The 12,503-nt window shown below is 74.0% G+C and carries 15 protein-coding genes; 7 read left to right on the top strand and 8 right to left on the bottom strand.

The window, feature by feature from the left end; translation table 11 throughout:
- Window positions 1-107 precede the first annotated feature (107 nt).
- The 8 genes from PVK37_RS20405 to PVK37_RS20440 form a co-directional block, all read right to left on the bottom strand.
- On the bottom strand, window positions 108-410 hold the full coding sequence (locus PVK37_RS20405) for a DUF4190 domain-containing protein (RefSeq protein WP_423790825.1): 303 nt from the start codon (window positions 408-410) through the stop codon (window positions 108-110).
- Between the two features lie 73 nt (window positions 411-483).
- The gene (locus tag PVK37_RS20410) at window positions 484-1,227 is read right to left on the bottom strand and encodes a cation efflux transmembrane domain-containing protein (RefSeq protein WP_423790826.1); all 744 of its coding nucleotides are present in this window, start codon (window positions 1,225-1,227) and stop codon (window positions 484-486) included.
- Window positions 1,218-1,562: an ArsR/SmtB family transcription factor gene (locus PVK37_RS20415; RefSeq protein WP_480212887.1), complete on the bottom strand. Its 345-nt coding sequence runs from the start codon at window positions 1,560-1,562 to the stop codon at window positions 1,218-1,220. Before PVK37_RS20415 ends, PVK37_RS20410 begins: the two co-directional genes overlap by 10 nt.
- 202 nt (window positions 1,563-1,764) lie before the next feature.
- The gene (locus PVK37_RS20420; RefSeq protein ID WP_275029174.1) at window positions 1,765-3,294 is read right to left on the bottom strand and encodes an MFS transporter; all 1,530 of its coding nucleotides are present in this window, start codon (window positions 3,292-3,294) and stop codon (window positions 1,765-1,767) included.
- Between the two features lie 155 nt (window positions 3,295-3,449).
- Window positions 3,450-3,932 carry an SRPBCC family protein gene (locus PVK37_RS20425; protein ID WP_275029176.1) on the bottom strand — a complete coding sequence of 161 codons (483 nt, stop codon included), beginning with the start codon at window positions 3,930-3,932 and terminating at the stop codon, window positions 3,450-3,452.
- Window positions 3,929-4,588 carry a flavin reductase family protein gene (locus tag PVK37_RS20430; RefSeq protein ID WP_275029178.1) on the bottom strand — a complete coding sequence of 220 codons (660 nt, stop codon included), beginning with the start codon at window positions 4,586-4,588 and terminating at the stop codon, window positions 3,929-3,931. The genes PVK37_RS20425 and PVK37_RS20430 overlap by 4 nt, the downstream gene beginning before the upstream one ends.
- A gap of 17 nt (window positions 4,589-4,605) precedes the next feature.
- Window positions 4,606-5,499 (bottom strand): M56 family metallopeptidase, encoded by an 894-nt coding sequence (locus tag PVK37_RS20435; RefSeq protein WP_275029179.1) that lies wholly within the window; start codon window positions 5,497-5,499, stop codon window positions 4,606-4,608.
- A gap of 37 nt (window positions 5,500-5,536) precedes the next feature.
- The gene (locus PVK37_RS20440) at window positions 5,537-5,908 is read right to left on the bottom strand and encodes a BlaI/MecI/CopY family transcriptional regulator (protein WP_275029180.1); all 372 of its coding nucleotides are present in this window, start codon (window positions 5,906-5,908) and stop codon (window positions 5,537-5,539) included.
- A 347-nt stretch (window positions 5,909-6,255) separates the two neighbouring features.
- Here PVK37_RS20440 and PVK37_RS20445 point away from each other — a divergent pair, with 347 nt between their 5' ends.
- From PVK37_RS20445 to PVK37_RS20475, 7 genes are read left to right on the top strand one after another with little or no spacing between them, the layout of a single operon-like run.
- Window positions 6,256-7,398: a LuxE/PaaK family acyltransferase gene (locus PVK37_RS20445; RefSeq protein WP_275029181.1), complete on the top strand. Its 1,143-nt coding sequence runs from the start codon at window positions 6,256-6,258 to the stop codon at window positions 7,396-7,398.
- A gap of 13 nt (window positions 7,399-7,411) precedes the next feature.
- Window positions 7,412-7,813, top strand: a complete 402-nt coding sequence (locus PVK37_RS20450) for an iron-sulfur cluster assembly scaffold protein (protein WP_275029182.1) — start codon at window positions 7,412-7,414, stop codon at window positions 7,811-7,813.
- Entirely contained in the window at window positions 7,785-9,020 is a 1,236-nt protein-coding gene (locus PVK37_RS20455; protein ID WP_275029183.1) for a cysteine desulfurase family protein, read from the top strand. The genes PVK37_RS20450 and PVK37_RS20455 overlap by 29 nt, the downstream gene beginning before the upstream one ends.
- Window positions 9,010-10,101: a U32 family peptidase gene (locus PVK37_RS20460; protein WP_275029184.1), complete on the top strand. Its 1,092-nt coding sequence runs from the start codon at window positions 9,010-9,012 to the stop codon at window positions 10,099-10,101. The genes PVK37_RS20455 and PVK37_RS20460 overlap by 11 nt, the downstream gene beginning before the upstream one ends.
- A gap of 11 nt (window positions 10,102-10,112) precedes the next feature.
- Window positions 10,113-10,940 carry a hypothetical protein gene (locus PVK37_RS20465; protein ID WP_275029185.1) on the top strand — a complete coding sequence of 276 codons (828 nt, stop codon included), beginning with the start codon at window positions 10,113-10,115 and terminating at the stop codon, window positions 10,938-10,940.
- A gap of 9 nt (window positions 10,941-10,949) precedes the next feature.
- Window positions 10,950-12,113: an acyl-CoA dehydrogenase family protein gene (locus PVK37_RS20470; RefSeq protein WP_275029186.1), complete on the top strand. Its 1,164-nt coding sequence runs from the start codon at window positions 10,950-10,952 to the stop codon at window positions 12,111-12,113.
- 22 nt (window positions 12,114-12,135) lie between these two features.
- Entirely contained in the window at window positions 12,136-12,501 is a 366-nt protein-coding gene (locus PVK37_RS20475; protein WP_275029188.1) for an acyl carrier protein, read from the top strand.
- The last annotated feature ends 2 nt before the right edge of the window (window positions 12,502-12,503 follow it).

The following is a 12,503-nucleotide window of genomic DNA, read 5'->3' on the forward strand; positions in this document are numbered from 1 at the left end:
CCCGGGCCGGGGCCGCTCCGTCCGTCGGAGCGGTCGATCCGGCGGGGATCCATGCTAGTCAACCACCGGGCCGGCGGGACGGTGGGACGGATGACCGACAGTGGACCTCAGACGGTGGCTCCGGAGGTGAGCAGCGAACCGGCGAGGGCGCACCAGATGACCAGGAAGACCACGTACATGATGGTGAAGACCCAGCCGACCACGATGCCGGCGGTGGCCAGCTCGACGCCCCGCTCCCCGGTCCGTTCGATCTCGCGCTTGGCCCGGTTTCCGAAGTAGATGCCCAGCGGCGGGAAGACCGCCACCCCGAAGACCAGCGACAGGATCGCGTACGTGTTCATCGGCGGGTACGCCGGATAGTACGGCGGGGGCGGCCCGTGCGGGGTGGCGGGCGGCTGCTTGTCGTCCATGGTGTCCTCCGGGTGACGGCTGCCTGCCAGTCTGGACGAGCCCCGCAAGTCGCCGACCACCCGGCGGACGGGCTCAGGCCGGCGGGCGGGAGCCTGCCGGCGGGTGGGGCCCGGTGCCGCAGCAGCCGTCGGCGCATCCGGTGACGACGGCGGTCGGGGTGGATGCCGGAGTGGGGGCGCAGCAGGTGTCGCCGCGCCAGGCGTCGAGCCCTTCGCGGACCGCCACCGCCGCGATGACCAGCGCCGCCACCGGGTCGGGCCAGGACCAGCCGAACAGGCTGTTGAGGCCGAGACCGACGAGCAGCACGGCGGACAGGTACGTGCACAGCAGGGTCTGCCGGGAGTCGGCGACCGCCGACCGGGAGCCGAGTTCCCGGCCGGCCCGCCGTTGGGCGTTCGACAGCCCCGGCATGATCAGCAGGGAGAGCGCGGCCAGCAGCAGGCCGACCGTGGAGTGGTCCGCCTCGGCCCCGGTGACCAGCGCCCGGATCGACTCGGTGCCGACGTATGCGGCCAGCGCGAAGAAGGACACCGCGATGACCCGTAGCGCCACCTTCTCCCGGGCGTGCGGGTCGCGGCCGGTGAACTGCCAGGCCACGGCGGCGGCGGAGGACACCTCGATGACCGAGTCGAGGCCGAAGCCGATCAGGGCGGTGGACGAGGCGATCGTGCCGGCGGTGATCGCCACGACGGCCTCGATCACGTTGTAGGTGATGGTGGCGGCGACGAGCAGTCGGATCCGCCGGACCAGCAGCGCGGTCCGGGCCGGATCCGGGTGGACCGGTAGGAGCGGGAGCAGCCCGGTCATCAGCAGCATCCCTTGCGGGCCGAGTCGGGGCAGGCGCTCGGGTCGACGGTGAGCATCAGGCCGAGCAGGTCCCCGAGGGCGTGGGCGAGCCGGGGGTCGGCGAGTTCGTACCGGGTGCGCCGGCCCTCCGGGGCGGTGACGACCAGGCCGCAGCCGCGCAGGCAGGCGAGATGGTTGGAGACGTTCTGCCGGGTGGTGCCGAGCAGGTCGGCGAGGTCGGCCGGGTAGCCGGGGCCGTCGCGCAGGGCGAGCAGCAGTCGGGCCCGGGTCGGGTCGGACAGCGCGTGGCCGAAGCGCGCGAGCACCTGCCCGTGGGTCAGTGTCTGCACCGCCCGACTATACATCGTCCGCTGTACTGTTGGTCGGCTCCGGGGTGCGCCGACGACCGGGCCGGGCGGGTCGGTGGTGGGTCGGTGCCGGCGGCTGCCGGGAGGGGCACCCGCCGGCACCGACGTCGGCGCGGGGCACCGGGAGGAGTTCCCACGCCGAGGCCGACGTCGGCTCAGCCGTGCACCGGGAGGCCGGCCGCCCGGCACCGACGTCGGGTCAGCCGCGCACGGTGGCGGCGGGGCGGGCCGGGTCGGCACCGAGCTGCCGGCCGCGTGCCGGCATGAAGACCACCGTGAGGACGGCCCCGACCGCGGCGATCACCGCGCAGGTGAGCAGTACCAGCTGCATGCCCTCGACGTACGCGGCGTGGGCGCTGTCGACCAGGGCCGGGTTGCCGACCCGGGCAGCCACCGCCACCGCGCCCGCGATCGAGTCGTGGGCCACCTCCACCGCCGGGGCGGGCAGGCCGGTGACGTCGAGCCGGTCCACGTACACCTGGGAGAGCAGGCTGCCCAGCACCGCCACGCCGAGTGCGCCGCCGGCCTGGCGCAACGTCATGGTGATCGCGGTGCCGGAGCCGGCCCGCTCCGGGGGCAGGACGGCCAGCACGGCGTCCATCGACGGGGTGAGGGCGGAGCCGATGCCCAGCCCGGCGACGGCGTACCACCCGGCGGCGAAACCGAACCCGCTGTCCACGGTGGTCGTCGCCCCGATGCCCAGGCCGACCGCGGTGAGCAGCAGACCGGTGGCGATGGGGATCCGGTGGCCGATCCGGCCGGCGATCCGGGTGCCGACCCCGACGCCGACGACGAACCCGGCGATCAGCGGCAGCAGTCGCAGCCCGGTGGCCAGGGCGTCGTACCCGAGTACGAACTGGAGGTAGAGCGGCACCACGAAGAGCAGCCCGAACAGCGCGAAGCTGACCACGGTGGCGTTGATGTTGCCCCAGGTGAACTGCCGGCCCCGGAACAGGCGCAGGTCGATCATGGGCTGCCGGGTGCGCAGTTCCCACCAGACGAACGCGCCCAGCAGCAGCGCCGCGACGGCGAAGCCGCCGAGCACCACCGGGTCGCCCCAGCCCCGGTCGGGGGCCTCGATCGCCGCCCAGACCAGGCTGAGCAGGCCGGCGATGGAGAGCAGGCCGCCCAGCACGTCGGGCCGGGGTGGCGCGGGGTCCCGGGACTCGGGCATGAGCAGCGCGATGGCCACCATCGCGGCGGCGATGATCGGGACGTTGACCAGGAAGATCGAACCCCACCAGAAGTGTTCGAGCAGCCAGCCGCCGATGATCGGGCCGAGCGGGATGCCCGCGCCCATGCCCATGACCACGATGGACAGCGCCTTGCCCCGGTCGGCGGGGGCGAACAGCACGGCGATGGTGGCCAGCGTGGTCGGCATGATCACCGCCGCGCCGGCGCCGAGCACCGCGCGGGCGGCCACCACGGCGTCGGAGGTGTCGGCCCAGGCCGCCCAGAGGGACGCCCCGGCGAAGATGGCCAGCCCGATGAGCAGTACCCGGCGGCGGCCGTACCGGTCGGCGATCGCGCCGACGGGCAGCATCAGGCCGGCGAACAGCAGGATGTACGAGTTGACGATCCACTGCAGGGCGTCGGTGCCGGCGGACAGTTCGGTGGCCATGGTCGGCAGGGCCACGTTCATGATCGTGACGTCGAAGCCGATGGTGAGCACGGCCAGGGTCAGTGCCCCGAGCGCCCACCATCTCTGTCGTTCCGCTGTGCTCGGCATGGGCCGTCTCTCTCCACTTCTCGGCGGTGGGACCACCGGGTACCAGGGTGGGCGGCGGCCGGGACACCCCGGCCCGCCGGACAGTACATCACATGCTGGATTCAGCATATGTCGAACAGTGGGCGGCCCGGGACGATCTGACCCGGGCCCCGGGGCTACCCGGTCGGCTGCTCCAGGTGGTCGCGGAGCCGGCGCAGGGTGACCTGCATCGACTGTTGGTTGTGGCTGGCCCGGTCCCGGATACCGGAGACCAGCACGGCGATGGCACGCATCAACCGGCCCCGGTTGTCGTGCCAGACCTCCGTCAACCGGGTGCCCGCGCCGCCGTCCAGCGGCTCCAGCCGGTAGCTCCAGGTGGCGATGGGCAGCCCGATGGCGGCGCTGTCGAAGGCGAACTCCCGGCCGGGGTCGGCGACGGTCACCCGGCAGTGCGTCGTCCAACGGCGTACCGGACCCCGCCGGTTGTGGCCGGAGAACCTGCTGCCCACCCCGAGGGGACCGCCGCCGGACACCACCGTGGCACCGGTGCACTCGGGACTGAACCGGCCCCACCGGGTGACGTCCACGATGGTGGCGTACACCAGCTCGGGCGGTGCGGCGATGTCGATGCTCTCCTCGACGTGGACGACGTGCGTCATGGCGTTCCTTCGCTGGCGGTCGACGGGTGGAGGCGGTGGTACCGGGAGGCGTGCCGGACGAGGGGATCGCCGTCCCGGTGCGTGGCGTGCTCGACCGCGCCGATGACGATGGCGTGGTCGCCGCCCAGGTAGGTGTGCCGGTGCCGGCAGGTGAACCAGGCCAGGGCCCCGTCGACCACCGGCAGGCCGGCCAGCTCCGCGCAACTCTCGGCGGCGGTGCCCGGATCGCGGGGCCGGGCGAACGCGTCGGCGACCGGACCCTGGTCGGCGGCGAGCACACTGACCGCGAAGCGGCCCCGCTCGGCGAGGAGTTCCAGACTGGTGGAGCCCCGGCGCAGACACACCAGCAGCAGGGGCGGTCGCAGCGACAACGAGGTCAGCGAGCCGACGGTCATGCCCCAGACGCCACCGTCGTGCCGGGTGGTCAGCACGCTGACCCCGGTGGGCAGGGCGGCCATCGCGGCGCGGAACGCGTCCGGCCCGACCAGGCCGAGATCGTCGGACCAGCCGCCCCCGGACCGGTCGTCACCGGACCAGCCGTCACCGGACTGATCGTCGCCGCGCCGACCGCCGTCAGGCCGGTCGTCGTCCGGTTGGCGGGCGTCGGCGAGCAGGCCGGCGTAGTGCAGATCGAGCGCGGCGTCAAGGCCCGCCACGGCGGGTGCCGGCCGGTTCACGCGACACCCGGCAGGCAGAGGTCGACGATCTGGTTGAGCAGGGCGACCGTCGGGGCCAGCGCCAGCATCGCCACGGCGGCGGCGTACACCCCGGCCGCCCGGCCGGCCTGGCAGCAGTCGGCCGGCCGCCGCAGCACCGCCAGCCGCAGCGCCACGGCGTGGTGCCCGGCCGCCAGCATCCCGTCCGGGACCGGGGTGCCGGCCAGCACGGTCAGCGCGTCGATGGTGTGCTGGCGGCCGATCCGCCGCCGGGCCCGGCAGTCGGCGGCCATCTCGATCAGGGTCGGGATCCGGCCGGTGGCCGTCCCGCCGGTGCCCAGCCGGGGGAACATCTGGGCCAGCGCGGTGGCCAGTTGCAGCACCAGGTGGTGCCGGGCGACGAGGTGCGCGCGTTCGTGGGCCAGCACCGCACGCAGCGGCTCGGGGTCGAGCTGGTCGAGAGTCCCCTGGGAGAGCACGATCCGGCCGGACACCACACACGGCACGCTGTAGGCGAACAGCCGGGCGTCCGGCACGACGTCGACCCCGGGCAGCTCCGGATGGCGTACCGCGAACAGGTCGATCAGCATCTCGTGTCGCCGCCGCCGCTGCCGGGCGGCCCGGTTGAGCCGGCGGAACCGGACCGCTATCCGCCCGGACAGCACCAGCAGTGCGGCGCTCACCCCGACCGTCGGGACGGTGGACCACAGCTGGGTCGTCTCCGGGGTGTGCCGGTCCGCCGCCAGGATCAGCAGCGCGGCCACCGCGCTGACCGGCACCATGAGGACCGCGCCGACCCAGAGGCCCAGCACGGCGCACGGCATCCGGTACGTCCAGGTGCCCGGTGGCGCGCCGGCCGTGGCCCGGAACGCGCAGCCGGTCGCGACGATGGTGAGCAGCAACGGCCACATGACTTGCCTCCCCCAGGGGCCGCCTGCCGCCCCACTGCTATCCGACTCGACGATCCTCGACGTCGCGGTCAAGAGCGTCGCGCAGCGCCGCCCGGTCCTCGGCGTCCAGCCCGTCGACGAACCGGACGAACGCCCCCGGCTCGCCGCCGGCCACCCCCAGCGCGTCGGCGAGCAACTCGGCGAACATCTCGGCCCGGCTGGACGCCGCACCGTAGCGGTGCGCGCGCTCGTCCCGGGACTGGTTCACCAGACCCTTGCGGGCCATGCGTTGCAGCGTCGTCAGGACGGTCGTGTACGCGAGCTGGCGGTCCTCGAGCAGTGTCTCGTGAACCTCACGCACCGTCATGGCACGGTCCGCCGTCCAGAGGCAGTCCATCACTGCCCGTTCGAGCGCACCGAGTCGGATCACCGCACCATCATAGGCCCACCCGGACCGGGTGACTACCACCGTAGTACTACCACGGTAGGAGAAGTTCCGGGGGGACGGGTTTCCGGCCGGCGAACACCACGTGACGCTCGGCGTTCCGATCCATAGTGGACCGGAGACCGTACCGTGGCGGCGGTCACCCCGATCGGTCCGGGGGTGATCGTCCACTCGGTCACAGCCGTGCGTCCATCGTCCGAGCCGACTTGACTACCGCAGTAGTACTACCCCCATAGTTGACCGTCCGTTAACCGGAGTTGTTAACGCGTTTCGTGACGGGGCGTCACGACGACGGCCACCGTCCGGGGCCGCGTATGGGGGAGGGAACAGGCATGGACCTAGCGACGATGCTGGGCGCGCCGGGGACGGCGTCCCGGCTGCCGCAGCAGCAGTGGGAGGCCGCGGCCACCGCGGTGCTGCGCGACGCGTTCCGGTACCACTTCGACCGCAACGACTTCTTCCGCGCCCAGTGCGACGCCGACGGCGTCACGCCGGACGACGTCACCAGCCGCGCGGACCTGCCCAGGATCCCGCTGCTGCCGGTGAGCATGTTCAAGCGGCCCGACGCGCACGTGCTGCTGACCGCGCCACTGACCGACATCGAACTGGAGATCCGCTCCACCGGCACCGGCGGGGTGCCCAGCGTGGCCCGCCGGGACACCGCCACCGTCACCCGCGCGGTCACCGGCATCTTCGGCTCCTACCGGGACTTCTTCGCCCTCTCCAAGGGCGCCGGACTCTTCCTCTGCCCGTCCACGGCCGAGACGCCGGAGATGGGCATGGTCAAGGTGTTCAACCTGCTCAACGGGGTCTTCGACGACCACGTGTACCTGGTGAAGGACTACGCCTTCGACCCGGACGAGGCGCTGGAGTACCTGCGCAGGTGGGACGGCGAGATGACCCGGCACGTGATCGGCCCGCCGTTCCTGATCAACCGGCTGCTGCGCTACCTGGAGCTGGAGGAGATCGAGGTCAAGCTCGACCCGGAGTCGATGGTCATCACCCTCGGCGGCTGGAAGCGGTACACCGGTGAGTCGATCAGCCGGGCCGACTTCGACGGCAAGATCGAACGCTACCTGGGCGTCGCGCCCGACCGGATCCGCGACATGTACGGGATGATCGAGTCCAACATGCTCGCCGTGGAGTGCGAGCACCACCGCAAGCACGTGCCGCCGTGGTGCTACGTGTCCATCCGGGACGTCACCGACCCGTCCGTCGAGCTGCCCGCCGGCCAGACCGGTGGCATCGCCATCCTCGACGCGCTCAACACCGCGTACCCCGGGTTCCTGCTCTCCGACGACGTCGGCGAGGTCGACGAGAGCGGCTGCCCGTGCGGGCGTACCGGCCAGACGGTGTCGTTCCGCCGCCGCCGCCAGGGCGCCGAACTCGGCTGCTGCGCGGTCAGCATCGAGAAGTTCCTCGACTCGCGGGAGATCGTCGCCGAGTGCGCGGTGCCCGCGCCCGCCGGGCAGTAGGGGCGGCGGCGCGATGGCCCGGTTCAGCCCCACCGTGGTGGACCACTTCACCAACCCCCGCAACTCCGGGGAGATCACCGACGCCGACGTCCGGGCGTTCGTCGGCAACCCGGTCTGCGGCGACCAGATCCTGCTCACCGCCCGGGTCCGCGACGACGTGGTCACCGACATCCGGTTCCAGGCGTTCGGCTGCTCGGCGTCGCTGGCCGTGGCGAGCCTGCTCACCACCGCCATCGCCGGCACGCCGCTGACCGACGTCACCGGCCTCGACGCCACCCGCGTCGAGCAGCTCGCCGGCGGCCTGGCCCCGGACCAGCGGCACGTCGCCGCGCTCGGTGCCGACGTGGCGCGCCGACTGGTGGACAACTTCCGACAGGGGACCAACGATGACGACCCGATCACCTGTGCCGGCTGACCCCCGATGTCCCGCCGACGACCTGTCGGAGTTCGTGTACCTGGACTACGCCGCCACCACCCCGCTGGGCCGGGAGGCGTTCGACGCCATCGGCCGGGGCATGCGGCTGTTCGGTAACCCGTCCAGCCGACACTCGGTCGGGCAGGCCGCCCACGAGGCGCTGGGCACCGCCCGTGCCCAGGTGGCCGCGCTGCTCGGCTGCCCGGCCGGCGAGGTGGTGTTCACCGGCGGCGGCTCCGAGGCGATCAACCTGGCGCTGCGCGGCACCTTCGCGCCCCGGCACTGGCGCGGCCACCTGGTCACCACCGCCATCGAGCACTCCGCGGTGCTGGAGTCCGCCGCGGCGCTGCGCCGCCGGGGCGTCGACGTGACCATCGTGCCCCCGGAGCCGTCCGGGCACGTCGACCCGGACCGGGTCGCCGCCGCGCTGCGACCCGACACGGTGCTGGTGTCGGTGATGCACGCCAACAACGAGACCGGCGCGGTCCAGCCGGTCCGGGAGATCACCGAACGGGCGCACGCGGCCGGCGCGCTGATGCACGTCGACGCCGTGCAGACCGCCGGCAAGCTGCCCATCGACACCCTGGACGCCGACCTGGTCAGCATCTCCGCCCACAAGTTCGGCGGCCCCAAGGGCGTCGGCGCGCTCCGGCTGGCCGCCCACCACACGGTGGAACCACTGGTCTGCGGCGGCGGCCAGGAGGACGGCCGCCGCGCCGGCACCGAGAACCTGCCGGGCGTCCTCGGCATGGCCGCCGCCGCGACCGCCGCCCTGCCCCGGCTGCACGACCGGTCGTACCGGCAGCAGCAGTGGGCGCTGCGGACCCGGCTGCTGCGGCACCTCGGCGCCCTCGACGGCGTACGGGTCAACGCCACCGACCCGGTGATGGCCGAGACGGTCAGCGTCACCTTCGCCGGGGTACGCGGGGACACCGTCGCCGACGTGCTCGACATGCACGGCATCTGCGTCTCCACCGGGTCGGCCTGCCACGCCGGGCAGGACTCCCCGTCGCACGTGCTCACCGCGATGGGCCTCGACGTCGAACAGGCCCGTGCCACCCTGCGGTTCTCCTTCGGGGCGGGCACCACCGGCGCGGACATCGACACGGCTGGCCGGGCCACCGTGGCCGCCGTCGAGCAGGTGCGCCGGGTGTCCGGCCGGTCGGGTACGCCGCTGGCCACCGTGGGGACGGCCGGTGTCCGCTGACCCCCGCGCCGGCCAGCCGTGCGCGCCCCGGACCGACCTGCCCGGCCGGGCCCCCAGCCTGCCCGGCCGGGCTGGGCAGGTCGCCCCGGACCGGGCTGGGCAGGTCGCCCTCAACGCGCCGGTCCGGTCGCTGAAGATGCTGGAACTCCAGATCGCCGCCGGAGCCACCGAGGTGTACCTGGGGCTGCTGCCCCCGGCCGACGTCCCGGTCAGCTTCGACGCGCTGCCGGCCCGCCGGGACGGTGAACCGACCCACGTGTCCAGCCCGGCCCTGCTGGCCGAACTGGTCACGGCGGCGCACACCGCCGGGCTGAGGGTGCACTTCTGCGCCGACGCCCCGGTCGTCGACCCGGCGCACACCACCGCCTGGCTCGGCCATGTCGGGCAGGGCCTGGCCGCCGGGGCGGACACCGTGGTGGTGGGCAACCTGGCCGGCTGCGCCCGGCTCGCCGACCGGGACGACGTCACGCTGGTGGCGGGCAGCCCGATGGGGGTGTCCACGGTGGCGTACGCCGCCCACCTGCGGGACGCGTACCGGGTCCGTCGGGTGGTGCTGCCGCACACCCTCACCCTGGCCGAGGTGGCCGCGTTCTGCGCCCTCGACGATCTCGAGATCGAGACGCCGGTGCAGACCGGGGCCGGCCTGGACTGCACCCGCTGCCGGCTGCCGGACACCCCCGGGATCGGGCTGGGCTGCCGGGCCGGCTGGACCGGCGGCCAGGACGGCGACCCCACCGGTGAATCTGCCGGCGGGCCGGCCGGCGGGACCGCGGTCGACCTGGGCGGTTTCCTCGACGGGGCGTCCGACTGCGCGCTGTGCGACGTGCCCGCCCTGGTCGAGATCGGGGTGCGCGCGTTGCAGATCCCTGGTCGGGAGAGCCCCAACCTGCGGCAGAACGCCAAGATCACCCAGATGTACCGCCGGGCGGTGCGCGGGCACGCCACCGGCACCCCGATGCCCGAGGTCATCGCGGCCATCGACCGCGTCGAACTGATGTGGCAGATGGGCTGGCTGCCCCGCTTCTGCGACCAGCAGCGCTGCCGATTCCGCGACACCCCGCAGCAGCGGGCCTACGTCTGAAGGGGCCGGGGTTGACCACCGTCGAGATCCGCCTGACCACCCCCGCCCGGCTGGCCGAGGCCCTGGCGTCGCCGGTCGACGCCATCGGCCTCGGCCAGGAGGGCTGCCTGACCAAACTGCCCGACACCGACACGCTGCGGGCCGCCGCCGCTCAGATCCGGGCCGCCGGCCGGACCGTGGTGCTCGTCGCCCCGGTCGCCTGGCCGCGTACCGCCGACGAGCTGCTCGCCCGGATCCGCGCGGTGACCGCCGACGGCCCCACCACCGTCGCCGTCAACGACGCCAGCACCGCGCTCGCCCTCGCCGACCGGCCCGCCGACTGCACCCTGGTCGCCGGGCTGGGCCTCACCCGGGCCCGCCCGCACAGCGCCCACCCCGACCGCGCCGGCGCGCCGCCGGCCACCGTGGACACCGCGCTGCTGGCCGTGCTGCGCCCGGCGGCCGTCGAGGTCGACGCCGACACCGACGTCACCGCCGCCGTCGCCGAGGGCTGGCCGGTCCGCCGGTACGTCGACGCGGTGCCGGTCGGCTACGGCCGGTCCTGCCCGACCGCCCGCCGGCACCACAGCGGCCCACCCGACTGCCGGCCGCTGTGCGACACCCCGTACACCATCCGCGCCCACCAGCGGTGGCAGCTCAACCACGGGCACCGGGAACCACTGCCGGCCGGCGTCACCCCGCCCGTGCTCACCGTCTGGGGCAACGCCGTCTACCAGCCGGCCACCGGCCCGACGACCGCCGACTACCACATCATCGACGCCCGCTGGCACACCCCCGAGGCCCTCGCCGCCGCCGTCCGGCGGGCGCGCGACCAGGTGCCCGTACCCACCGGACGCTAGGAGTTCCCGTTGGTCGACTTCACCCTCAGCCCACACCAGCAGGACCTGGTGGACCAGGCCCGCGCCGTCGCCCGGCGCTGCCTGGCCCCCCGGGCCACCGGCTACGACCGCTCCGGCGAGTTCCCCGCCGAGAACTTCGCCGACCTCACCGGCACCGGCCTGCTCGGTCTGCTGATTCCCGCCGAACGGGGGGGCCTCGGCGCGGACCTGGTCACCTACGCCCTCGCCGTGGCCGAACTCGCCGAGGCGTGCGGCTCCACCGCGCTGATCTTCGCGATGCACTGCGGGGCCACCCGACTGCTGTCCGCCAGCCCCGACCCGTACGCGGCGCGGGTGCTGCGCTCGGTCGTCGCCGACGGCCGGCTCGTCGCCTGGGGCTTCTCCGAACCCGGCACCGGCGGCAACGTCCTGGCCCCGCAACTGCGGGCCACCCCGACCGACGACGGCGGCTACACCCTCCAGGGCACCAAGGCGTTCTGCACCGGCGCCGGCCACGTCGACCACTACCTGATCAACACGCACTCGGGGGAGACCGAGTTCCGGCGCGGCCAGTCGATGTTCCTGCTGCCCGCCGACACCCCCGGGTTGACCGTGAAGGAGACCTGGGACGCCCTCGGCATGCGGGCCAACTGCGCCAACACCGTCGTGCTGGACGCCCGGGTACCGGCCGAGGTCTGCGTCGGTGGCCACGGCGGCGGCATGCCGCTGCTCGCCCACGCCCTGCCCGCCCTGATCGTCGGCCTGGCCGCGGCCAGCCTCGGCGTGGCGCGGGCCGCCAACGGCGTCGCCACCGCCCACGTCACCCGGCGGGTGCACGCCAACACCGGGGCCAACCTCGCCGCCTACCAGGGCGTCCGGTTCCAGGTCGCGGAGATGGCCGTCGCCCTGCACACCGCCCAGCTGTCCCTGCTGCACGGGGCCGCCACCGCCGAGGCCGACCCGTTGGAGGCGCTGCCGGCGATGAACATGGCGAAGTACGTCTGCAACACCACCGCGCTGACCGTCGCCGACACCGCCATGCAGGTCACCGGCGGGCACGGCTTCCTGCGCTCCAACCCGCTGGAACGGCACTACCGGGACGCCCGGGCCGGCGCGGTGATGGGCGCCAACCTGGGTGCCCTGCGCGACATGATCGGCAAGGCGGCCCTCGGCCTGGACCCGCGCGACAACTGACCCCGGAAGGAAACCCCTCCCCATGGCCGAGCAGACCATGCCCCCCGCCCCCGCCCCCGCCCCCGCCCCAGCCCCAGCCTCCGCGCCACCGGCCCCCGGGCACGTGCCCGAGGCCGCCGAGGTCCTCACCGGACTCCGGGACGCCCTGGCCACCGTCCTCGACGCCGACGACCTGGCCCGGGTGGACCTCGACGCGGTGGACCTGACCACGCCGCTGCTGAGCCTGCCGGTGGACTCGCTGGCGCTGATGGAGCTGATGACCGCCATCGAGGACCGGTTCCGGGTGTACATCCCCGAGGAGCGCGCCTACGCGTTCACCACCGTCGGCGAGGTCGTCGAGTACGTCCGGACGAAGGCCGCCGCCAAGGCCGCCCGCCGGCGGGGCTGAGC

The sequence above is a fragment of the Micromonospora cathayae genome (genome assembly GCF_028993575.1).
GTDB lineage: Bacteria > Actinomycetota > Actinomycetes > Mycobacteriales > Micromonosporaceae > Micromonospora > Micromonospora cathayae.